Source organism: Runella salmonicolor, assembly GCF_024158025.1.
In the GTDB taxonomy this organism is placed as follows: Bacteria; Bacteroidota; Bacteroidia; order Cytophagales; family Spirosomataceae; genus Runella; species Runella salmonicolor.
In genome coordinates this window covers 394,252-415,999 of sequence record NZ_JAMZEL010000004.1, presented here as the reverse complement: position 1 = coordinate 415,999, position 21,748 = coordinate 394,252, and the positions used below count along the sequence as shown (strand labels likewise).

General features: G+C 45.1%; 23 protein-coding genes. 10 read left to right on the top strand and 13 right to left on the bottom strand.

The window, feature by feature from the left end; all coding sequences use genetic code 11:
- The first annotated feature begins 100 nt into the window (after positions 1-100).
- Positions 101-667 (top strand): RNA polymerase sigma factor, encoded by a 567-nt coding sequence (locus NCI00_RS13170; protein WP_253528231.1) that lies wholly within the window; start codon positions 101-103, stop codon positions 665-667.
- Positions 668-673: 6 nt separating this feature from the next.
- Positions 674-1,147 carry a hypothetical protein gene (locus NCI00_RS13165; RefSeq protein WP_253528228.1) on the top strand — a complete coding sequence of 158 codons (474 nt, stop codon included), beginning with the start codon at positions 674-676 and terminating at the stop codon, positions 1,145-1,147.
- Positions 1,148-1,190: 43 nt separating this feature from the next.
- Here NCI00_RS13165 and NCI00_RS13160 read toward each other — a convergent pair whose 3' ends face one another.
- Together NCI00_RS13160 and NCI00_RS13155 are read right to left on the bottom strand one after the other, a co-directional pair.
- A complete protein-coding gene (locus NCI00_RS13160; protein ID WP_253528226.1) occupies positions 1,191-1,415 on the bottom strand; it encodes a hypothetical protein in 225 nt (74 codons plus the stop codon).
- A 72-nt stretch (positions 1,416-1,487) separates the two neighbouring features.
- On the bottom strand, positions 1,488-1,793 hold the full coding sequence (locus NCI00_RS13155) for a type 2 periplasmic-binding domain-containing protein (RefSeq protein WP_253528223.1): 306 nt from the start codon (positions 1,791-1,793) through the stop codon (positions 1,488-1,490).
- Positions 1,794-1,893: 100 nt separating this feature from the next.
- Here NCI00_RS13155 and NCI00_RS13150 point away from each other — a divergent pair, with 100 nt between their 5' ends.
- Positions 1,894-3,321, top strand: a complete 1,428-nt coding sequence (locus NCI00_RS13150) for a pyridoxal phosphate-dependent decarboxylase family protein (protein WP_253528220.1) — start codon at positions 1,894-1,896, stop codon at positions 3,319-3,321.
- 71 nt (positions 3,322-3,392) lie between these two features.
- Here the strand turns inward: NCI00_RS13150 and NCI00_RS13145 are convergent, their stop codons facing one another.
- From NCI00_RS13145 to NCI00_RS13135, 3 genes are all read right to left on the bottom strand, one after another.
- Entirely contained in the window at positions 3,393-5,498 is a 2,106-nt protein-coding gene (locus NCI00_RS13145; protein WP_253528218.1) for a M3 family metallopeptidase, read from the bottom strand.
- A gap of 130 nt (positions 5,499-5,628) precedes the next feature.
- Entirely contained in the window at positions 5,629-6,330 is a 702-nt protein-coding gene (locus NCI00_RS13140) for a response regulator transcription factor (RefSeq protein WP_114459701.1), read from the bottom strand.
- A 48-nt stretch (positions 6,331-6,378) separates the two neighbouring features.
- Complete coding sequence (locus NCI00_RS13135) at positions 6,379-6,987, bottom strand: Uma2 family endonuclease (protein WP_253528216.1); 609 nt, start codon at positions 6,985-6,987, stop codon at positions 6,379-6,381.
- An 84-nt stretch (positions 6,988-7,071) separates the two neighbouring features.
- Between NCI00_RS13135 and NCI00_RS13130 the strand changes: the two genes are divergently transcribed.
- Positions 7,072-7,917 carry an MBL fold metallo-hydrolase gene (locus tag NCI00_RS13130; RefSeq protein WP_253528214.1) on the top strand — a complete coding sequence of 282 codons (846 nt, stop codon included), beginning with the start codon at positions 7,072-7,074 and terminating at the stop codon, positions 7,915-7,917.
- A gap of 91 nt (positions 7,918-8,008) precedes the next feature.
- Here the strand turns inward: NCI00_RS13130 and NCI00_RS13125 are convergent, their stop codons facing one another.
- A complete protein-coding gene (locus NCI00_RS13125; RefSeq protein WP_253528211.1) occupies positions 8,009-8,575 on the bottom strand; it encodes a YceI family protein in 567 nt (188 codons plus the stop codon).
- A gap of 299 nt (positions 8,576-8,874) precedes the next feature.
- On the opposite strand from NCI00_RS13125, the gene NCI00_RS13120 reads away from it, so the two are divergent.
- Together NCI00_RS13120 and NCI00_RS13115 are read left to right on the top strand one after the other, a co-directional pair.
- Positions 8,875-9,918 carry a sensor histidine kinase gene (locus NCI00_RS13120; RefSeq protein ID WP_166558701.1) on the top strand — a complete coding sequence of 348 codons (1,044 nt, stop codon included), beginning with the start codon at positions 8,875-8,877 and terminating at the stop codon, positions 9,916-9,918.
- The gene (locus NCI00_RS13115) at positions 9,915-10,640 is read left to right on the top strand and encodes a LytR/AlgR family response regulator transcription factor (protein WP_253528209.1); all 726 of its coding nucleotides are present in this window, start codon (positions 9,915-9,917) and stop codon (positions 10,638-10,640) included. The genes NCI00_RS13120 and NCI00_RS13115 overlap by 4 nt, the downstream gene beginning before the upstream one ends.
- Here the strand turns inward: NCI00_RS13115 and hisF are convergent.
- From hisF to NCI00_RS13100, 3 genes are read right to left on the bottom strand one after another with little or no spacing between them, the layout of a single operon-like run.
- Positions 10,637-11,467, bottom strand: a complete 831-nt coding sequence (gene hisF, locus NCI00_RS13110) for an imidazole glycerol phosphate synthase subunit HisF (protein WP_253528207.1) — start codon at positions 11,465-11,467, stop codon at positions 10,637-10,639. The genes NCI00_RS13115 and hisF overlap by 4 nt on opposite strands.
- Positions 11,468-11,929: a GNAT family N-acetyltransferase gene (locus NCI00_RS13105; protein WP_253528205.1), complete on the bottom strand. Its 462-nt coding sequence runs from the start codon at positions 11,927-11,929 to the stop codon at positions 11,468-11,470. It abuts the gene before it with no gap.
- A gap of 55 nt (positions 11,930-11,984) precedes the next feature.
- Positions 11,985-12,671: a CAP domain-containing protein gene (locus tag NCI00_RS13100; RefSeq protein ID WP_253528202.1), complete on the bottom strand. Its 687-nt coding sequence runs from the start codon at positions 12,669-12,671 to the stop codon at positions 11,985-11,987.
- A 182-nt stretch (positions 12,672-12,853) separates the two neighbouring features.
- On the opposite strand from NCI00_RS13100, the gene gltX reads away from it, so the two are divergent.
- Together gltX and NCI00_RS13090 are read left to right on the top strand one after the other, a co-directional pair.
- On the top strand, positions 12,854-14,365 hold the full coding sequence (gene gltX, locus NCI00_RS13095) for a glutamate--tRNA ligase (RefSeq protein WP_253528200.1): 1,512 nt from the start codon (positions 12,854-12,856) through the stop codon (positions 14,363-14,365).
- Between the two features lie 12 nt (positions 14,366-14,377).
- The gene (locus NCI00_RS13090) at positions 14,378-15,202 is read left to right on the top strand and encodes a histidinol-phosphatase (protein ID WP_253528197.1); all 825 of its coding nucleotides are present in this window, start codon (positions 14,378-14,380) and stop codon (positions 15,200-15,202) included.
- Here NCI00_RS13090 and NCI00_RS13085 read toward each other — a convergent pair.
- The 4 genes from NCI00_RS13085 to NCI00_RS13070 all read right to left on the bottom strand — a co-directional run bounded on the left by NCI00_RS13085 (position 15,199) and on the right by NCI00_RS13070 (position 17,274).
- Entirely contained in the window at positions 15,199-15,663 is a 465-nt protein-coding gene (locus NCI00_RS13085) for a hypothetical protein (protein ID WP_253528195.1), read from the bottom strand. The two genes, NCI00_RS13090 and NCI00_RS13085, sit on opposite strands and share 4 nt — an antisense overlap.
- A gap of 201 nt (positions 15,664-15,864) precedes the next feature.
- On the bottom strand, positions 15,865-16,065 hold the full coding sequence (locus NCI00_RS13080; RefSeq protein ID WP_013927914.1) for a helix-turn-helix transcriptional regulator: 201 nt from the start codon (positions 16,063-16,065) through the stop codon (positions 15,865-15,867).
- Complete coding sequence (locus tag NCI00_RS13075) at positions 16,062-16,562, bottom strand: hypothetical protein (protein WP_253528194.1); 501 nt, start codon at positions 16,560-16,562, stop codon at positions 16,062-16,064. Before NCI00_RS13075 ends, NCI00_RS13080 begins: the two co-directional genes overlap by 4 nt.
- A gap of 169 nt (positions 16,563-16,731) precedes the next feature.
- Positions 16,732-17,274, bottom strand: a complete 543-nt coding sequence (locus tag NCI00_RS13070) for a ferritin (protein ID WP_166558692.1) — start codon at positions 17,272-17,274, stop codon at positions 16,732-16,734.
- Positions 17,275-17,508: 234 nt separating this feature from the next.
- Here NCI00_RS13070 and NCI00_RS13065 point away from each other — a divergent pair, with 234 nt between their 5' ends.
- Both NCI00_RS13065 and NCI00_RS13060 read left to right on the top strand, forming a co-directional pair.
- Positions 17,509-20,109 (top strand): glycosyl hydrolase, encoded by a 2,601-nt coding sequence (locus tag NCI00_RS13065; RefSeq protein WP_310586774.1) that lies wholly within the window; start codon positions 17,509-17,511, stop codon positions 20,107-20,109.
- Positions 20,110-20,489: 380 nt separating this feature from the next.
- On the top strand, positions 20,490-21,748 hold a 1,259-nt coding region (locus tag NCI00_RS13060; protein WP_253528193.1), incomplete at its 3' end, for an L-type lectin-domain containing protein.

Below are 21,748 nucleotides of genomic sequence, written 5' to 3'. Positions count from 1 at the left end.
AAAGGTTTGCGGAAGGTTACGGTATACCTAAAAAAACTTTTACCTGAAAAAATCCAAACTTAGCCGTAACCTTATTCGACCTTTTAGCATCCAATCCGTTGTGAATGAAAATCTGAAAGATATACAACTCATTGAGCGAATTTTGGCGGGCGAGACCTCGGCCTACCGGGCCTTGGTTCAACGCCACAAAGATTTTGCTTTTACGGTAGCATATCGGATTCTCAATCACCGCGAAGAAGCCGAAGAAGCTGCGCAGGATGCCTTTTTACAGGCTTTTGGCGCGTTGAAAGAATTTAACCAAACCGCTAAATTTACGACTTGGTTTTACAGAATCGTTTTCAACGCCGCTTTGGGCGCCAAACGACGACAAAAACCGACGGAAGGAATCACCGAAACCAATGCCTTGGCGTATGCCGTGACAGATACCCCCCAAAACCTTCATAAGAAGGAGCGTATCAAAAATATTCAGCAGGCGATGAAGCAACTTTCGGCCGACGATGTAACCATGATTACGCTATTTTATTTGCGTGAACAATCGTTGGAAGAAATTGCGGAGATAACCGGAATATCGGCCGAAACGATAAAAGTAAAATTGCATCGCGCGCGCAAACGTTTGGCCGACACCTTACGGAAGCAATTGGGAGAAGAAGTAAACAATTTGTACTAAAAACTCATGCAAAAACCCAACGACGACGAACTTTTTGAGGTACTCGATGGCACTGCAACCGAAGAATTGCGGCAACGGCACCAGTATTGGCTCAAAACAGATACCGCGTACTGCGAGTACTTTATCGAATTGTCGCAACTGCATAATGATTTAGAAACGATGCACCTTGAAAGTCCTTCGATGGCTTTTGAGAATAATGTGATACGCCAATGGGCATCCGATAAATCTCGCTCTACACGCACCATGTTGGCAAAATGGGTGCCTTTTATCTTTATTTCAATGATGCTTATACTCACGTTGGTTGGGGTGTCCATTTTGGGAGAAACACAATCCACAAATCTATGGACTGAGCAATTACAAAGTTGGGACCAAACACTTAATCCTACCCTTATACAACAGGTGCTCCTCCCCTTTAACGCCGTTTTGTTCCTATTGATTGCCGAACGAATTCTCAGAAAACGATTAAATCGACAGCCCTAGGGCATTCTTTATCAGAATATTATGTCTTTATTATAGCCGCGATTTACCATCCAAAAATCTCTACTCCTGCGTAAAGAACCATAATAATACCGATGCTGGTGAGCGTATACATCACGCCATTGAAGGAATGTCCCTGCATGTATAGAATGTATTGAATAAGAAATCCAAGGCCCAATATAGCCCCGCCTATGGCCCCGACGATAAGTCCGCGTTGGCGGCGTTTGGCATAATAGCTTTCTTTCTCAGCCGTAGAATTAAACTGTTTCATTCACATAAAGGTTTAGTAAAGTCAAAATAAATCTTTCAATAATACAAAAAAAATGATTTTAGTCAAATGATCTTATTTTATGTCAAATAAGAAATCAAAAACACTACTTTCGACGAGTTGTAATATTGACTTTAATTCTTCCGACCTTTCCTCCAACCACAGCATTTTCATATCCGCTTTTTGGGCAATGTCCGATAATTCCACCGACTTAATTTGGAGATTTTGACCGCGAAGCGTGGATTTTGGCTCGATTGAAATACCAATTCCCGCTTCTACCAATCGAAGCACCGACGCAGAATAGGCCGATTCATGGACGATTTTGGAAATAAAATCACCGTAATCACGGCAAAGCTTGTGGAAGGTTTCTACATAACCCAAACTGATGCGTATTCAGCATTAATCAGTAAAAATTAAGCATTTTTTAGTATCAAATATAGTGATTTGTTTTGTAGCCAGAACCGCAACTCATACCCTCAACATGAATCTTACACAAGCCTATTCGCCTGAACATTTTCGCCAAGAAGCCCACCAATTGGTGGATATGCTGGCAGATTATCTTTCCAACGCCCAAAATCAAATCCTAAAAACGGTGATTCCGTACCGTTTACCAGAAGAGAATCTGGAAGTTTGGCAGCAGGACTTTGAGGAGGGAAAGGGCAATACATTGGCTTTTTTTGAGAAAGTAATTCAGCAATCCACGCATTTGCATCACCCCCGCTACATGGGCCATCAAGTATCACCTCCGTTGCCCATTGCGGCATTGACGGGGCTTTTGACGGGAATGCTCAACAACGGCATGGCGGTTTATGAAATGGGACTGGTTTCCAACCCATTAGAACGAATTTTGAGTGATTTATTGGCCAATAAAATCGGCTTCATGGCCCACGCCTCAGGCTTGTTAACCTCGGGAGGCACCTTGGCCAACCTGACGGCTTTGTTGGCTGCCCGTGCGGCTAAAGCCCCCACCGATGTGTGGGAAGAGGGTCACAGCGGGCGCTTGGCCGTGATGGTTTCGGAAGAAGCCCACTACTGCATCGACAGGGCGGCACGCATCATGGGAATGGGCAGCAAAGGCATCATAAAAATTCCGACAAACGAGCGTTTTCAACTACGCACCGAACTCTTGGAGGACTATTACCAACAAGCGTCCAACAAGGGTTTAAGCGTTATTGCGGTTATCGGAAGCGCGTGCTCAACCTCCACAGGCTCGTACGACGATTTGAAGGCAATCGGCGAATTTTGCGCTCTACACAACCTTTGGTTTCACGTCGACGGGGCGCACGGCGGTGCGGTGGTATTTTCCGAAAAATACAAATCATTGGTCGCAGGCATCAACCTTGCCGATTCGGTCGTGATTGATTGGCACAAAATGCTCATGACACCTGCGCTAGCCACGACGCTTATTTTCAAAAACGGAGACGATGCTTTTAAAACCTTTCACCAAAAAGCGCAGTATTTGTGGGCTAATCAGGGCTCACAGGAATGGTTCAACTCAGGCAAACGCACCTTTGAATGTACCAAGCTGATGATGAGCGTCAAAATATATTCCATTTTGAAAGCCTACGGCGAAGAAATCTTTGCCGAAAACGTAGACACACTTCACGGCTTAGCGCATGATTTCGTCAAAATATTACAAGCAAATCCACGTTTTGAATTAGGCGTTGAGCCACAAAGCAATATCGTGTGTTTTCGGTTTGTGGGAGAGCGTCAAAACCCAGAAGCGTACAATTCAATCAACACGGTGATTAGGCAACGATTATTGGAAGAGGGCAATTTTTACATTGTTCAAACCACCCTGCATGAAAAATTATATTTACGGGTATCGTTGATGAATCCCCTCACAACAAAGGAAGATTTAGTAGCACTTTTGGCAGGGATTGAGAAAATCGCGGCAACTATTGGGTAGTAAAATAAAACCCATAAATACAAAAAAGGCAGGCTTTTAGAAAACCTGCCTTTTTGCTGTATTTTAAGGAGTTACAAAGTCAAACCAGCGCGCTTTAGCATTGCTTCAGGTCTGGGCTCACGGCCACGGAAGCGCTTATAAAGCACCATTGGCTTTTCGCTACCGCCTTTTGAGAGTACATTATCCCTGAATGATTGCGCCACTTCTTGATTGAAAATGCCTTTTTCTTTGAACAACTCAAACGCATCGGCATCCAACACTTCAGACCATTTGTAGCTATAATAACCAGACGAATACCCCCCCGCAAAAATGTGACTAAACGCCGTGCTAACGCTCGTTCCTTCGGTTTTAGGGTATAGTTTAGCGCCTACGTCGGCCTTTTCTTCGATTTGCACCACGGTTTCACCATTGGGAACGGTACTGTGCCACGCCATATCAATCATGCCCAAACCTACCTGACGCATATTGGCGAGGCCCGCCATAAAATTAGAGCTGGCGCGGATTTTGTCGATGTATTCCTGTGGAATCACTTCGCCAGTTTGGTAATGTCTTGCAAAAATCCGTAATACTTCTGGCTCTTCGGCAAAGTTTTCCATGATTTGACTCGGCAACTCTACAAAGTCCCACGCCACGCTGGTACCCGAGGTTGTTTGGTATTTGCCGTTGGCCAGCATCCCGTGCAAGGCATGTCCAAATTCATGGAAAAGCGTTGTTACTTCACTGAAAGACAACAAGGAAGGCTTGCTATCGGTTGGTCGCGAGAAGTTACACACATTGACCACGTGTGGCCGAAACTCTTTGCCATTTTCAACCCACTGGTCCTGAATGCTGTTATTCCACGCGCCAGCACGTTTGCCAGGACGGGGGAAATAATCTCCGTACCAAACCGCCAAAAATTTACCGTCTTTGTCAAACACCTCATACGTTTTCACTTCTGGGTGCCAACCCGCGATTTCTTTATTTTCTTTGAATGTGATGCCGTACAGTTTGTTGGTCAACGTAAAAATACCATCCAGTACGTTTTCGAGTTTGAAATAAGGCTTCAACAATTCGTCGTTGATGGCGTATTTTTCTTTCTTCAGTTTTTCAGAATAATACGACACGTCCCAACGCTGGAGTTTGTCTTCCGTAAAACCGTTTTTCTTGGCGTAGGCCGTCAATTCAGCCAATTCTTTGGCAGCGGCGGGTTCGGCGTACTTCTTCACGTCGTTCAGGAAGTCCATAACAATTTGCTTGCTGTTGGCCATGCGCTCTTCCAACATATAATCGGCCCAAGTTGCGTACCCTAGCAACTTGGCCTTGTCATAACGAAGTTTGACAATTTGGGCGATATTGGCTTGGTTGTCGTTTTTACCTCCGCCAAATCCGCGCGCGTTGAACGCCAAAAAGAGTTTTTTACGAAGGTCGCGATTTTCGGCATATTGCATAAACGGCCCATAACTCGGGGCTTGCAACGTAAACACCCAGCCTTCTTTATTCATTTTTTTAGCCGCTGCTTTGGCACCTTCTTTTACAAAATCAGGCAAACCAGCCAAGTCTTTTTCGTCGGTGACCGTGAGAGCGTATTCGTTGGTTTCGGCCAAGTTATTTTCGGCAAATTTGATGGACAACTGCGACAGTTCTTTGTTGATTCCACGAAGTTTTTCTTTGTCAGCGTCGTTCAAATTGGCCCCGTTACGGGAAAAGCTTTTGTAGGTTTTTTCAAGCAACATCGCGCTTTCAGTATCCAATTTCAGCTTATCGCGTTGGTCCCAAACGGCTTTAACCCGCGCAAAAAGCTTGTCATTGAGCGTAATGTCATTGCCATATTCGGTCAACATCGGCGAGGCTTCCCGAATGGTTTTCTGGATTTCGGGATTGGTTTCAGCCCCGTTAAGGTGAAACAAAATACTGCTTACTTTCCCCACATTTCCGCCGCCCTGCTCAAGCGCGAGAATGGTGTTCTCGAAAGTTGGCTGAGCAGGATTGTTGATAAGCGCATCGATTTCTTTGCGCCCCTCTGCCATGGATTCTTTGAGCGCTGGCAAAAAATGCTCGGGCTTAATTTTGTCATAGGGGGCCGTTTGGTGGGGGGTATTAAACGGCTGCAACAGGGGATTTGAACTCATACTACTCGGGTTTTGTGCAAAAGCAATGCTGCTGAAGAGCAGGCTTGCCGCTAAAATATAGGTTTTCATGTGATGAACGATTGGTTTGATGCAAAAGTGCGGCAATTTAACGGTAAAGCAGGAGAAACAACTCCCCCAAAACAGGTGATTACACAGAAGGCGTCATTGCGTGAGTACTGGTTACCTTCTCAGTCCTTTTTTACGAATCTTCTTTTAAAACGTACCCCATTCCAGATTTGGTATGAATCAGCTTTGTGTCAAAATCTCGGTCTATTTTTTTCCGTAGAAAATTAATGTAGACTTCTACTACGTTGGTTCCGCTGTCAAAATTCATGTCCCAAACCTTTTCGGCAATATCGGTTTTGGAAACAACGCGTCCTTTGTTACGCACCAAATACTCCAAAAGCGCCAATTCTTTGGGGGTAAGGTCGATGGCGTGATTGGCCCGGACCACGATTTTGGTATCGGTATTTATTTCAAGGTCGGCCACGCGCAAAATATTACCGCCTGTGTTGTCGGCGTCCGACTGTGAGCGTTTGAGAAATACGTTAACCCGCGCCAACAACTCCCGAAAATCAAACGGCTTGACGATATAATCATCGGCTCCCACATTGAATCCTTCGATTTTATCGTCGGGCTCGCCAAGGGCCGTGAGCATCAAAACGGGCACATTGGGGTCACGTTGGCGAATGAGTTTACACACTTCGTAGCCATTCATAGACGGCAAATTGATGTCTAAAATGACCAAATCAAAATGATTGGCGGTGGCGATTTTACTACCAATGAGTCCATCATACGCAATCTCCGTTTCAAAACCTTTTTCACGAAGTCCTTTACTTATATTTTGGGCAATACGGGAGTCATCTTCTACGATGAGGATTTTTTTTGCGTCGTGGGTCATCAATCAAGCTCTCAGGTTTGTATATAAAAGTGGATGAAATTTCTGTACTTAAAGCAGCAGCTTTAGTGAAAACTCAAATTCGGGTAAGACATTTTCTCCCGATAGTTTATTATCAAAATCAACTACTTTACTAATCGTTCCGTCTATTCGATAAATAAACACGGTTTGACTGCTTGGTTGAATAAGCCAAGCCAGTTGCACCCCATTTTCGATGTATTCGTGCATTTTTTCCTGGGCTTTTTTCAGGATATCACTTGCCGACATCAATTCCACCACAAAATCTGGGGCAATGGGAGGAAAGCGCTCCTGTTCGTCCTCATTCAGGCTGTTCCAACGCTCGTCGCTAATCCACGCGGCATCTGGTGAGCGAGTCGCAAAATTGGGAAGTTTGAAAGCTGTTGAAGAGTCGAAAACTTTTCCTCCAAATGATTCAGACCAAAGGTCTAATCGAGAAACAATTTTTGTGTTTCTAATTCCTGTTTTTCCTCCTGTATTAGGCATAATTAAAATGGTCCCGTCGGGATTGCGTTCAAAACGAAGGTGGTCATTGCGGCGGCAAAATTTGTAGAATGCTTTGTCGTCCATTTCATCGGCCAATTCCAACGTAAAGGGTCCTGTGTCCCCATTCATCCACTCATTGACAAGTACGGCAGTCATCAGTTTTTAATTTTTATACAGTAAATATAACAAGTTTTGATAGAATTTAGTTGTTTTAGGCCAATTACGCAATCACTCACTATCATGCAACTACACGTTATTGATGCTGGACATTTCAAACTCGACGGAGGCGCGATGTTTGGTGTTGTGCCCAAAACAATATGGAATCGAATGATTCCTGCCGACGAAAACAACCTTTGCTCTTGGGACATGCGCTGTTTGCTCGTCGAAGAAGGCAATCGGCTGATGCTCATTGATACGGGAATGGGTGATAAACAAGACCCCAAATGGCAGTCGTACTATTACCGCCACGGCAACGGAGATTTGGTTAAATCTATCGAAAAAGCAGGTTTTGGCGCGCACGAAATCACGGATGTCATTTTTTCACACCTTCATTTTGACCATTGCGGCGGCGGGGTTAAGTGGAATTCTGACCGTAGCGGCTACGAACTAACGTTTCCGAAGGCCCATTATTGGACTCATTCGGAGCATTGGCAAACAGCCAATTTTCCCAATGCACGTGAGAAAGCCACGTTTTTTAAGGAAAACATTTTACCTATTCAGGAAGCAGGACAATTGTATTTTTCGGATAAAATAGAAAACCCCTTCGGGGCAAATGTACAACCCCTCTATGTGGATGGGCACACCGAAAAAATGACCATGTTGAAGATAGCCTACAAGGGCCAAACCGTGGTTTTTATGGCTGATACGATTCCTTCGCACGCTCATTTGCCAGTACCTTATGTGATGGGCTATGACGTTCGACCGCTCGAAACCATGAAGGAAAAAGAAGCACTGCTCAAAGAAGCATTGGACAATAATTATATTCTGTTTTTTGACCACGACCCGCTTCACGATTGTTGTACGGTAGAAATGACGGAGAAAGGCATTCGGGTGAAAAACAAAGGCTTGCTCAGTGATTTTATCTAACTCACCACAAACCACTGACTAGGCTAAAAGTAAAAGCGTCCGACGGTTCCAAACCGTCAGACGCTTCTATTACTTATTTTAAGCGCAATACTTACATCTGCTCAAACTCACCAACGGCACGCAACTCTACATCTTCACCCACTACTGCGGCAGGCATACTACCTACACCGAAATCAGTGCGTTTGATGATACCCGTGATTTTAAAACCTGCTTTGGGCTTTTTGGTACGGCCATTCATGCCCGTTCCAGTCAATGCTAAGTCAAGCGTAATCGGTTTTGTTACGCCTTTAAGCGTTAAGTCGCCCGTTAATTTGTATTTTTTGTCGGCTACTTTAGAGATTGAAGTGCTCTTGAAAGTAAACTTTGGAAATTTCGCCGCGTCAAAATGCTTTTCGCTTTTGAGGTCATTATCACGCATCTCATTGTCGGTATCGATGCTGTTTATATCGGCCGAAACTTCAAAAACCGCATCCGAAAAATCTTCTTTTGAGGAGGTAATGGTAGCATCAAATGCTTTGAAATTACCATCCACTTCCGACATCAATAAGTGGGTTACGGTAAAACCTACTTTTGCGTGCGCTTTGTCAACTTTCCATGTTTGAGCAAAAGTGGCGAATGACATCAGAAGGGCCGTGGCTACTAGCGTGATTTTTTTCATTGTTGTTTTGGTTGTAATGATTTAGCAAATAGTTTAATGAGCACAAATCAAAAATAAAGTTTTAAACTTCTCCGCACCTTTTCGACCATTGACTCTACCAAATCGGCCACACGGTAGATTATTCGACCAATCGGTAAAGCAGAACCATTCAGCTGAATAGTCGACTAAAATACCAAGAATGCCGAAAAAAAGCGCAGAAATCCCCCACTAAATCCCAGAAATTAGCACAATACCTTTCTTTTTCCGAAATTTAGCCGCTTTAGCGAATCTTACTTTACGCATTGCGCCTGCCTGCTACCATGCAAGTATTCATCAAACGACACCGAATTTTACTTTTACACCTTTCCTTTTGGTGCGTTTATTTCTCTTTTTTCTTTTACCAAATTCGCTTTCCCATTCGAGGGCAGGAAGTCAGTTTTTGGGATGCGTTTAAGAATACTTCGTTTGAAGTCCTCTTCATGGCGTTGGTGGTGTACCTCAATTATTTTTTCTTTCTTCCCCGATTTCTCAAACACAAAAGTTTGGTGCGTTATGTTGTAGAATTTTCTATCCCGTTTGCGGTGTTGGTACGGGCGTTTATTCTGCTAAAACGGTATTTGATTGATGGCAATACCCAAAAAATCTGTTATTTCTACGAAGATAAATTTACGGTTAATGTTGTATTGAGTACGCTCTTTATCGTGATTTTTGTAGGAATGCTCAAATTTGCCGAGGGCTGGTTTGAACTGGAAGCCAAAAAGAAAGAAATTGAAAATGAGAAACTTACCTCCGAGCTTCGTTTCTTAAAAGCCCAAATCAACCCGCATTTTTTGTTTAATACCCTCAATAACCTGTATTATTTGGCCTTTACCAATTCCCCCAATACCACAGAAGTGATTGCCAAACTGTCGCAGATGATGCGGTACATGATTTACGACTCCAACCACGCCAAAGTACCGTTGATTAAGGAAATTGAGTACATGAAAAATTACATCAGCCTCGAAAAACTCCGCCTCAATGAGCCTATTCCCATCAATTTTGAGGTGGCTGGCAATACCAGCGGCGTACTGATTGTGCCTTTGATTTTTATTAGTTTTCTCGAAAATGCCTTTAAACATGGCGTGAGCAACAATTTTTCAGGGGCGTGGATTACGGCCGATATTTTATTGGAAGGAACGGCCTGCATCTATACGGTTGCCAACAGCAAATTACCCCAAAGTTTGGTAAATCAGGAAGAACAATCTGGAATCGGCCTCAAAAATGTAAAGAGACGTTTAGAATTGAGTTATCCCGATAATTTTGAACTCGAAATCGAAGACAACGCTGATGAATATCGCGTACGGCTTAAATTAAATTTGGTATGACCCTGACCTGCGTAGTGGTGGAAGACGAGCCGCTGGCCCGAAACTTATTGGAGCAATACATCCTAAAAGTAAGTCACTTACAGCTGACCAAGTCGTTTTCTAATCCATTGGCCGCTTTGGAGTTTTTGCGCAACAACTCCGTTGATATTCTTTTCTCTGACATTCAAATGCCCGAAATCACGGGCATTTCGCTGCTGAAAATACTACCAAAAAAACCGTTGGTCATTCTTACCACGGCTTACTCAGAGTACGCCATTGAAGGCTACGAACTGGATGTGTTGGATTATTTACTAAAGCCCATTACGCTGGAGCGGTTTTTAAAATCTGTCGAAAAAGCCACGCAGCGGCTTTCCACCGCGCCCCCGCCGCCCGCTCTCGAAACCGCCGCTCCCATTGACCAAACACAAGCCTCCATTTTTGTCAAAGACGGCACCAAATTGGTCAAAATCCGGCTCAACGAAATCCTTTATATCGAAGGTCTAAAAGACTACGTCACAATTCATACCAAAGAAAAAAAGGTGGTGACGCTCCAAACGTTGAAGTCCTTGGAAGCACAGCTCACCCCTCATCACTTTATCCGCGTGCATCATTCTTTTCTAGTATCATTTGACGCGATTGACACCATCGAAAAAGAAAAAATACAAATCGGGAAAGTGTGGATTCCAATCAGCGACACGTACCGAAAAAGCGTAAAAGAGTTTATTGAACGCAAACAGAGTTAGCGCGACATCCGCATCGGAATTCCCCGCTCGTGCAAATACTGTTTCAACGCTGGAATCTCAATTTCCTTGAAGTGAAAAATACTCGCCGCCAAGCCCGCGTCAGCGTAGCCAGTGGTAAATACTTCATAAAAATGCTCCATTGTGCCCGCCCCGCCCGAAGCAATCACGGGAATGTTAGCGTTGCGCGATATGGTAGAAGTTAGTTCCAACGCAAAGCCATTTTTGGTACCATCGGTATCCATTGAGGTCAGCAAAATCTCCCCCGCGCCGCGCTCTTCTACCTCCTTGGCCCATTCCAACGTGCGCAGTTCGGTCGGCTTGCGCCCGCCGTGGGTATGGACAAAATTAGAAGTGAGAAGTGAGGAGTGAGGAGCGAGGAATGAGTCTATTGGGGATTCACTAAGAACTGCGAACTGTGAACTGTGAACCGACTTTGTATCAATCGCTACCACGATGCACTGGCTACCAAACTCCAATGCCAACTCATTGATTAAGTCGGGATTACGGACCGCTGCCGAGTTGATAGAAACCTTATCAGCACCCGCGTTGAGCAGCGCCGAAACATCCGCTTTGGATGAGATTCCCCCACCAACGGTAAAAGGAATATTAATGGTATGCGCTACGCGACGTACCAGTTCTAGGAGTGTTCCGCGCCCTTCGACGGTGGCCGTAATATCCAAAAACACCAACTCATCAGCTCCTTGCTCGGCATATACGGCGGCGAGTTCGACGGCATCGCCAGCGTCGCGGAGATTTACAAAATTGACTCCTTTTACAGTACGCCCGTCTTTCACATCGAGGCAAGGTATGATACGTTTTGTGAGCATTTAACTATATTTCTTAAAGTTAACTTTTTCCATCATGCGTTCGGGACGCGCCAACGTCGTAAATCCAAATTGCTCATACAGGCCGTGCGCGTCGGCCGTTGCCAATGACCATTTACGAAACCCCTGCAATTCGGGGATTTGATTAAATATACATTCCATCAACCATTTTGACAGCCCCTGGCCACGGTAAGTTTCGATAATAAACACATCTGCTAAGTAGCCATACGTGGCAAAATCACTGATTACGCGAGCAAAACCTATTTGTTTTTCGTGGTAATACACGCCAAAGCTCAGCGAATTTTGAATGGACCGTTCAACAATGTCACGTGGGATGTTCTCAGCCCAATACGAACGCTTTGACAGATAATCATGAATCAAGTCAAGGTCTAATTTTGACTTTTGGGTAGAAATCAAAAAAGCTTCTTTCTGGAATTCGTGAACAACAGTATCGAGCAATGACATGGCTACTAGCAATTATTAGCGCACAAAGAACCGAAAAAAAGGTGATTTTTCTGCGTTATTGTTTGGCGACTTCTGGTTTAATCACGCCAAAATTCTGCACAAAACGACCAAATGGCGCGCTGCAAGCGCCGTAAGGGTCTTTAGAAATTCGGACGGCCGTACCCAGATGCGTGTAAGTAGAGTCTAAAAGATTTCGGCGGTGGCCCGGTGATTTCATCCATTCACCAACAGCATACTGGGCAAAATCCTCGTAAGTGTATGAGTGGTAAACCGTTTTGCTCTCGCAATCAAAATACTCAAAAGTACCGTCCCGTTTTTTGCGACAACAGTACTCTGGTGCAGTATCAATGAGCTGATACTGGCCTATATTTTCTCCTATTTTGAGAAAAGCCCACGTATGCACTTTTACCCGCTGGGCCAGCGTGGTCAGCGACGGGCTATAAGGGTGATTGTGTCCATAAAAACCCATCTGAATCATATCGGTCGCGTAGCCCTGCGCCGTTTGATGAAGCCCTGAATCGTATTCAAGTAATTTTATACCAAATTGGCTACGGGTTTGGTTGGTCAGGTGAAAAATAGCCGCGTCCAACAGTGCATAATTGGGACGGCGAGCATCCACCGCACTTTTCAATTCGGGGAGTTGAACAAAATGCTCCAATGGAAAAGCATAATAATCAGGCGACTCGGTTCGGAATGAACCAGCGAGCAGTAGCAAAACCAAGAACCGAAACAACCGTTTCATCAGAACACAAGGTTGGCGTTTAGAGATTAAAAATAGTAACTTATTGAGTAAGTTGTACATAATTGCCCGATTGAACTTCTTTTTGTGGTAACTTTGCCCGCTCAAAAAAATTAAAAGTTAGGGGTTAGCCGTTCTTGCTATTAGGATTTGCCGCGGCTAACGATTAAATAATCACGATTACTATGTCCGTAAGAGTTCGTTTTGCTCCCAGTCCTACGGGACCGCTTCACATTGGCGGTGTTCGTACGGCTTTGTATAACTATTTATTTGCCCGTAAAAACGGCGGAAAAATGCTCCTTCGCATCGAAGACACCGACCAAAATCGCTACGTGCCGGGAGCCGAAAACTATATTTTGGAAGCGCTGAAGTGGGTAGGTATTGAGATAGATGAAGGTCAGGGGGTTGGAGGTCCACACGCACCATACCGCCAGTCAGAACGCAAAGAGATGTATCGCACCTACGCCGAACAACTCATTGCGGCGGGCAAAGCCTACTACGCGTTTGACACAGCCGAAGAAATTGAAGCTATGCGCAAACGCCTCGAAGAAGCAGGTGCCGACGCAGCCCAGTACAACGCCATCACGCGTTTGCAAATGACCAACTCGCTGACTTTGTCGGCCGAAGAAGTTCAACAACGTATCGCCAACGGCGACCCGTACGTAGTTCGCATCAAAATTGATCCAAAACAAGACATCCGTTTCAAAGACATTGTTCGGGAATGGGTAGTTGTTCATGCTTCTACGCTCGACGACAAGGTGTTGCTGAAATCAGACGGAATGCCCACGTACCACTTAGCCAACATCGTCGATGACCATTTGATGGAAATTACTCACGTGATTCGCGGTGAGGAGTGGCTTCCTTCGGCACCTTTGCACGTGTTGATGTACCAATATTTTGGCTGGACCGCCCCCCAATTTGCGCACTTACCATTGCTGCTCAAACCAGAAGGCAACGGCAAGCTCTCAAAGCGTGATGCTGATTTGGGTGGCTTCCCGATATTCCCGTTGCAGTGGCAAGACCCCGCTACCGAGACCATCGCGCGTGGTTTCAGGGAAGATGGGTATTTGCAGGAAACCATCATCAACTTTTTAGCTTTTTTAGGCTGGAACCCTGGCACCGAGCAAGAGCTATTTACGATGGGCGAGCTCGTCGAGGCATTTTCGCTGGAGCGCATCCACAAAGCAGGGGCTCGTTTTGACATTACGAAAGCGAAGTGGTTCAATCAGCAGTATTTGAAAGGAAAGTCTGACGAAGAACTAGCCGCTATTTTGGAAGCAAGCCACAACGCGCCAGCGGTAAGTCACGATACGTTATTAAAGGTTTGTCATCTGATGAAAGAGCGGGTGACTTTTCCGCAGGAGATTTTGAGCGAAACGACTTTCCTTTTTGAAGCGCCAACGGAGTACGAAGAAGCCATCGTAGCCAGCAAATGGAATGCCGACGCCATCAAAGCCATCACGGCCTACGTGGAAGATTTAAAAATCTACGAAGGTGATTTTCTGGCCGATTCGGCCAAGGCCATTTGGGCCGCTGCCGCTGAACGAGTGGGCATCAAAATGGGAAAAGTAATGCAGGCCCTTCGCCTCGCCGTCACGGGGGCAGGCCACGGCCCCGACTTGATGCTTACCATGGAGATTTTGGGGAAAGATGAAGTAATCAGTCGTTTAGAAAAAGCAATCAGTACGTTACCGTAAGTATAATACACTATGCTCACCAACTACCACAGCCACAGCCACTATTGCGATGGCAAAGGCTCCCCAGAGCAACAGGTACAAGGCGCGCTGGCCCAAGGGCTGCGCGCCTTTGGCTTTTCGTCGCACTGCCCCGTTTCGTTTGAAAATCAATGGAGCATGAAGGCCGAGCGCTTAGACGAATACCTGACCGAAACCCGCGCCCTACAAGCCAAATACGAAGGTCAAATTGAGCTTTACGTGGGTTTGGAAGTAGATTTTATTCCTGAAATGGTGGGGCCAAGTGATTTTCCGACACTCGATTACTGCGTCGGCTCGGTGCATTATGTTGGGCTAAATCAATTCGGACAACCGTGGGAAATTGACGGCAGTTCGGTGGAATTTCTGGAATGTTTGGACACGGTTTACGGCGGAGATATACAGGCAGTTATTCAAAAATACTACGGTATTATTCGGCAAATGGTCGAGACCGACCCTCCACAGGTGGTGGGGCATTTGGATAAAATCAAAATGCACAATGCCGCCCGTCATTTGTTTGATGAATCCGAAAGTTGGTACGTTGCAGAAGTAGAGCAAACCCTTCAAGCCATTGCCAAAGCAGGAATCACGACCGAAATCAATACGCGAGGCAACTACAAACGCGGTTTAGAACTGTATCCTTCTCCGTGGATTATCCACCGCATGAAGGAATTAAACATCCCGATTTGCATCAATTCCGACAGCCACCGTCCCGAAGAAATCACGGCGTCGTTTCCGTTGGCATATCAAGTAGCCAAAGCAGCAGGGTACGAGCAAGTACGAATATTATTGGGTGGAAAATGGCAGGATGTGGCCATTTAGCGCGTAAAAGAATAGTTAAACGTATAGGTTTTACCTTTTTCTTGGTAAACTTCCACTACTTTTAGGGATGTGGCCGTGAGTTCCTGTATTTCCCACATTTGTTCACCCAGCGCACTATCGTTTATCTTAACGACTTTTTCAGAAGCGTCAAATTGCCACGTTCCTTGCGCATAAATTTGGGGGTCAGCTACATTACATTTTGTAGCGCCTTCCTCATGCGTGAATTTTCCCGCCGTTGTAAACACCCGAATATCGTCCTGCCAACATTTGGGCGCTTGGCTCCAATACTCTCCATTGTTGAGATTACCGTTGCTGAATACATCAAACGCCGGCGTTACCGCTCCCCCAACCCATTTCCAGGGCTTGCCCGTAAGCAATTCGGTTTTGGTAGGCGCAGGCGTTTCTTCTTTACAAGAAAAACAAATCAGCAGAAGAAGGATGGCGCGCAAAAAAGTGTTCATTAATAGAGATTTAGGATTGAAGAGCAAAATACAAAATACAATCCTGAAGAACTAATAAATACCGACCGCACGGTTTTTTTTATCGACGCATCTCAAAATAAATTTGAGTCGGCTCAACGCTTTAGCGGCTTCCGAATATTATAAAATAACGGTCGGACGGTTTTGAACCGTCTGACCGTTATGAAACTTTGGCAATACGCGTTAATCTTCCTCTCCTAATTCAAAAATGGCTTCGACGGGTTTTTCAAAATAGTTGGCAATTTTCATGGCCAACACCACCGAAGGTACGTACTTGGCCGCTTCGAGGGCGTTAATGGTTTGGCGCGATACGCCCACGGCGGCGGCCAAATCGGCTTGCGTGATACGTCGGATGGCGCGCTCTACGTGAATGGTGTTTTTCATACCGTCGCTCTCCTTTCTTCCAAATACGGTTTTACGTATACAATCCAGTGAAACCGCGCCAGAAATACCAACGGGGCTGTGAGCATGTTCCAAGATAGAACTACAAAGAAAGCTAAACTATAAGATAGCCAAATCGACAGAAAAAAGGCCCCAAGGTGTACATAAAAAGCCCAAAGCAACGATTCAAGCCGAACTTTCATAATCCATTCATCGTCGGTACGCTCCCGGGAAAAAGCCACGAAGAAAAAACCAATGGCTGTGAGGGTCATCAAAATTTCTCCCGCAATGTCATTTGATTGACTATCCAGAAAAGCACTCAAAGACCCTTTCTCCGCAACTCGTATCATAGTCCATTGGGATAAAATGTGTCCATCATCAAAAAAGCTGAGGGCAGGAGTTAGTTGGAGAATACTCAGAATAGTGAGAATTAAACAGGGTACAAAAATAAACCAACCGAGACGCTTGTAGCGATTGGGCAAAAGTAACTTGGTTTCCATAGCTGTTAATAGGAAATTGATTAAAAATTTAATTTCGATTCAAATGTAAAATAAACTTTACATTTAAGCAAATATTTTTTACATAAAGACAAAAATAAAAGCGCGTCACAAAATTTGCGACGCGCTTTTAGAATGTTGAGATTCCTTCAGATTGACAAATGTTGTCTTTCTACTCCGCTTCGGCGGCGGCTCCCGGATAGGTGACTTTGGGGATTTCCATGTCAATCGTAAAGCGACCAATGCCTTCTTCGCCGATGACGTCAAACAATTCCACCTGACGGCGGGCGATGTATTCTTCTTCGATTTGCTCTTTCACAAACCACTGAATAAAATTCTCGGTGGCATAATCATCATTGCGGCGGCTGATGCCCACAATGCGATTGATGGATTGAGACACGGCAATTTCTTGCTCCAACGCCGTTTCGAATACACTCCGAAACGTGGGGTATTCTTGCGGAATATTAGTTACTTCGGGCGTAATGGCTACCCCGCCCATATCGCCAATGTATTTGAAGATTTTGAGCATGTGCGCTCGCTCTTCTTCGGCTTGCGTAAAGAAAAAATCCGCGCTGTTTGAATAGCCATTCCGGTCGCACCACGCCGCCATCGCCAAGTATTTTGACGAAGACTCCGCTTCCATTTTCACTTGGGCGTTGAGGGCAATTTGCAACTCTTCTTTGAGGGAGGTCCGAAGACGCATCAAATCTTTCATATTGGTTATGCGAGGTTATAATTCTTGAGTTTCTTTGTTACAATACTACAACCAAGTCGTTGAAATTGTTCGATTTCCAACATTTTTGCGTAAAATTTGGAATCAGTCTGAATTTGCTTATTGCATTCATCCTCAACATTTCCGCAAAAAAACAGGTAGATAGCTTCGCAAAAAAACATTTATACGTATCAATTCCTCTTGCGAAAAAGTAATGATGTATTAACCCCATAGAAAGTGAAAAAAATCATCTCCCTTTGCCTTTTAATTACCTTGGCAGCAGGGCCATCCATCACGGCCCAGACCAACACCCCACAGCCCGTCTCCAATACCGTCAAACCCTGGACCTACTGGTGGTGGATGGGCAGCACCGTTACGGCGAGCGACATCACTTGGCAACTCGAAAACTTCGCGAAGGCGGGGCTGGGAGGTGTCCATATTATTCCGATTTACGGCATCAAAGGTCTTGAAAAAGAGGCCATTTCTTACCTGAGTCCGCAATGGATGCAGATGCTGACGCACACCATCCGCGAAGCAAAGCGCCTCGGACTCGGCGTAGACATGACCACCGGAACAGGCTGGCCCTTCGGTGGCCCGAACGTAACGCCCGACATGGCCGCAAAAAAATGGCAGTACACCAACGGCCAACTCCAAAGTGTTTTGACCAAGCAGGCCGTCAAACGTGCCGCGCCCGGCGGTGCTGGATTGGTGCTCGACCCGTTTGCGATAGATGCCATTCCGAAGTACGTGCAGCGTTTTGATTCGGCGTTTGCCACCATCAAGGACCTTCCTCGTGCCATGTACAACGATTCCTACGAGGTCTATGGTGCCAACTGGACGGATGATTTTCTGAATGAATTCAAAAAAAGACGCGGCTACGACCTCCAGAGCCAGTGGACCGCTTTTACGGATACCACCACTGCCTTGGTCAAAATAGATTATCACCAAACGTTGTCGGAGCTATTGGCGGAGAATTACGCCAAAAAATGGACCGATTGGTCGCGGCAAAAAGGTTTTGTAACCCGCTATCAAGCCCACGGCTCCCCCGGCAATCTGTTGGATTTGTACGCCCTGTCGGATATTCCCGAAACCGAATCCTTTGGCAGCAGCCGTTTCCCCATCAAAGGCCTGCGTGTGGATGACCAATACGAAGTGGACCGCTACGGCACGCCCAATCCGCTGGCGATGAAGTTTGCTAGCTCGGCAGCGCACCTGACGGGCAAGAAACTGGTCAGCTCAGAATCAACGACTTGGCTCGCTAATCATTTTAAAGTGTCACTTTCGCAAATCAAACCCCAGCTTGATGAGTTGTTTACGGCGGGTATCAACCATATTTTTTACCACGGCACCACCTACTCGCCCAAAAATGCCGACTATCCGGGTTGGCTGTTTTATGCTTCCACCAACTACGGCATCAATTCGCACTTTTGGAAACATTATCCACTCCTGAATCAATACGTAGAGCGCTGTCAGACGATTTTGCAGAACAGTCAACCCGACAACGACCTGCTGGTGTACTTTCCCATTCACGACCTGTGGGCCACCCAAGCCCGAGCCAGCGGCGGCATCCATCTGTTGGAAGTCCATCACGTAGACAAATGGCTGCTAAAACTGCCTTTTGGGCAGTTGAGCGAATGGCTTTGGAACAATGGTTTTGCGTTTGATTTTATTTCAGATAATCAACTCCAACAGTTCAAACCTGACGCTTCGGGCAAGTACAAAACATTGCTCGTTCCCGCCACTACTTACCTGCCCCAAGCCACGCTTGCGCGACTGGGAGAATTGACAAAAATGGGCGTTAAAGTGATTTTTATGGAACATTTACCAAAGCAACCCACGGGTTTTCATGAGCAAAAAGAGCGAAGTGAATCCTTTCAAAAAGTGTTGCAAACGTGGACGGGCCAAAGCTTCCCAAGCCTTCAAGGACTTGAAATTCTGCTGACCTCCGCCAATCTCCGTCAGGAAACTTGGGCCAAAGAGGGGCTGAAATACATTCGAAAAGTGCAGGGTGGCAAGGTCATCTATTTCATTGCCAACCAAGACCAAAAATTCAGCGAAGATTGGATTACGCTTTCCACCCCTGCCAAAAAAATCGGCCTTTATCAACCACTGACCGACAAAACTACGCTGTTGCCCATGAAGATAGAAGGCGGAAAAACGCAGGTGTACTTAAAACTTCTTTCGGGGGAATCCTGCTTTTTGATGCTGGACACCAACGTCGGCGAGGGCTTGGACTTGGATTCCAACGTCGGCGAGGTTCAAAACCTCGCCGACGTTCACTTGAACGCCAAACCGGTCCGCCAGCGCGGGCCAGTTCTTGCCGACGTTAAAACCGCAACCCTCCAAGGCACTTGGAAATTAGAATTTATGGAAGGAAAACCCTATTTGCCCAAAGCCACTACCCTTACTCAACTCGGTTCGTGGGCTTCTCTTTCAGACTCTGCAAGTTATTTTTCGGGCACGGCCCGCTATTCGCTCACTTTTGATTTGCCCAAGGGTTTTAGCCCGACCCAAAAGATGACCCTGGATCTGGGCGACGTCCGCGAAGTGGCTGATGTGACCCTCAACGGCCAAAAAATCGGTACAGCTTGGAGCCTACCTTTTCGACTCGACATTCCTGCCAATACCCTGAAAAACAAACAAAATCGTATTGTGATTGAGGTCACTAACCTTTCGGCCAACTACATGCGCCTGCGCGACACGCAGCAGCCCGAATGGAAGAAGTTTCAGGAAATCAACATGGTAGACATTCAATACAAACCGTTTAACGCCGCCCAATGGACACCCATGCCTTCGGGCCTGTTGGGTAATGTGACTTTGGAAGCGGCAAAAAATTAATGGGTCTCGGCTGCAACGGCCACCCATCGACTGGCGTATTGGATAACAGATTATGGTTACAACATTAATCGTATTCGTTTTTATGGCTGTTAGAGAGATAAATCCCCGCTGGTCCTGCCGGCGGGGATTTTTTTGTAACAAGCTTCAACCACAAAAAACAAAAGCCTGTGGGAGTTGGATGGAGTAATCAAATAGGCTCGTGAATCCATTCTCAAAAAAAGTAAGGCAATTGCGATGCTGGCGTTCACAAAATACATGAACTATCCAATCGGCATCAAATCAAAGAGAACTATAAGAATATTGTAGCTGGCGATTCACCTTTTCTTTTGACGCAACCAAATAACTAGAATACTCGTACTCTAGCCAAACCTCTACTTTATTTGATTGTAATCATTTTAAAACCTATGTTATCAATTATGAGTACTAATTTATCTATTCGGTATGCTATGTCTAAAGAAATGAAAATAGAATGGCAAAAAGTACCCTTTTTTAAATTTTTTATGTCAAAAACAACTGTTTTGTTTTTGACGTTTTTTGTTTTTGCGTTACAATCTATTGCACAAGTACCAACTACGTGTCCTAGCAATTCATTGTTTAATTTATCAGGATTAGCCTCAGCGAAGAATAGCTACATACAATTAACACCAGATGTTGCATCTGCCGCAGGTCAGGCATGGAGTAAACAAACCGCCAATCTTACCAAAAATTTTAATATAAAATTCAAATCATTTTTTGGTTCTAAAGATGGCGGTAATGGCATAGCTTTTTTATTTAGATCACCTAGTTCTGCGTCTAGTGGTGGGAGTTTTGATGGTTTAATGGGATATTCTGGCATAGCCTTTTCTCTTGCCGTAGAGTTTGATACAGAAAAAGATGCTTCTTTAGTAGTTGTAGAAGATGATGGTTCTACTAAATTAGATGATATAGACACCTATCCAAATAGCACTAGCTTTGTTACTAATGGTCGTGGATATTATGGTAGGCTAGGAGGTACCAAAGATTTGGGCAATATTGAGAATAATGCCTGGCATAATTGTGAAATTGATTGGAATAGCACTAGTAAAACTTTAATCGTAAAAGTTGATGGAAATTTAGTAAATCAAATCACTACTGATATACAAAGCTATTTAGGCACTACAAGTGCTATTTTTGGTTTTACAGCGAGTACCAGAGCCAATAAGACAAACGAACATAGTGTATGTATAGAATCCGTAACATATACTATTTGTAATGCAGGAACAACAGCCCCAATATTATCTACAAACAACGTAAGAACTACATGCCCAAGCGGCAGTGTAAATCTAAACTCGTTAGTAACAAGCAGTTGTCCAACAGGAACAACTCTTGAATGGTATCCAACCCTTGCTACTGTTTCAAAAGTGCAAGACCCTACGAACCTATTAGTGGAACGTTTTAGATCAGATACTTATTATCCTGTATGCCATGATATAGCCAATAACTGCTTTGGTGCGATAAACACTACTGGTGTTACAGTAATAGGCAGCGATTGTAGTGGCACTTGTAATGCTGGCTCAACAGCCCCAACATTATCAGCTACGACCAAAGCAAATGTTTGTCCGAGTACTACTGCCAGTTTGAATGGATTGGTTAGCAGTACTTGCCCTTCAGGTTCGGCCCT

Coding starts and splice junctions, on each gene's coding strand:
- NCI00_RS13100 (WP_253528202.1), bottom strand. CDS start 12,671: ATGAAACGGTTGTTTCGGTTCTTGGTTTTGCTACTGCTCGCTGGTTCA.
- NCI00_RS13165 (WP_253528228.1), top strand. CDS start 674: ATGCAAAAACCCAACGACGACGAACTTTTTGAGGTACTCGATGGCACT.
- NCI00_RS13135 (WP_253528216.1), bottom strand. CDS start 6,987: ATGACTGCCGTACTTGTCAATGAGTGGATGAATGGGGACACAGGACCC.
- NCI00_RS13115 (WP_253528209.1), top strand. CDS start 9,915: ATGACCCTGACCTGCGTAGTGGTGGAAGACGAGCCGCTGGCCCGAAAC.
- NCI00_RS13150 (WP_253528220.1), top strand. CDS start 1,894: ATGAATCTTACACAAGCCTATTCGCCTGAACATTTTCGCCAAGAAGCC.
- NCI00_RS13160 (WP_253528226.1), bottom strand. CDS start 1,415: ATGAAACAGTTTAATTCTACGGCTGAGAAAGAAAGCTATTATGCCAAA.
- NCI00_RS13075 (WP_253528194.1), bottom strand. CDS start 16,562: ATGGAAACCAAGTTACTTTTGCCCAATCGCTACAAGCGTCTCGGTTGG.
- NCI00_RS13120 (WP_166558701.1), top strand. CDS start 8,875: ATGCAAGTATTCATCAAACGACACCGAATTTTACTTTTACACCTTTCC.
- NCI00_RS13080 (WP_013927914.1), bottom strand. CDS start 16,065: ATGAAAAACACCATTCACGTAGAGCGCGCCATCCGACGTATCACGCAA.
- NCI00_RS13085 (WP_253528195.1), bottom strand. CDS start 15,663: ATGAACACTTTTTTGCGCGCCATCCTTCTTCTGCTGATTTGTTTTTCT.
- NCI00_RS13145 (WP_253528218.1), bottom strand. CDS start 5,498: ATGAAAACCTATATTTTAGCGGCAAGCCTGCTCTTCAGCAGCATTGCT.
- NCI00_RS13125 (WP_253528211.1), bottom strand. CDS start 8,575: ATGAAAAAAATCACGCTAGTAGCCACGGCCCTTCTGATGTCATTCGCC.
- NCI00_RS13130 (WP_253528214.1), top strand. CDS start 7,072: ATGCAACTACACGTTATTGATGCTGGACATTTCAAACTCGACGGAGGC.
- hisF (WP_253528207.1), bottom strand. CDS start 11,467: ATGCTCACAAAACGTATCATACCTTGCCTCGATGTGAAAGACGGGCGT.
- gltX (WP_253528200.1), top strand. CDS start 12,854: ATGTCCGTAAGAGTTCGTTTTGCTCCCAGTCCTACGGGACCGCTTCAC.
- NCI00_RS13070 (WP_166558692.1), bottom strand. CDS start 17,274: ATGAAAGATTTGATGCGTCTTCGGACCTCCCTCAAAGAAGAGTTGCAA.
- NCI00_RS13105 (WP_253528205.1), bottom strand. CDS start 11,929: ATGTCATTGCTCGATACTGTTGTTCACGAATTCCAGAAAGAAGCTTTT.
- NCI00_RS13140 (WP_114459701.1), bottom strand. CDS start 6,330: ATGACCCACGACGCAAAAAAAATCCTCATCGTAGAAGATGACTCCCGT.
- NCI00_RS13090 (WP_253528197.1), top strand. CDS start 14,378: ATGCTCACCAACTACCACAGCCACAGCCACTATTGCGATGGCAAAGGC.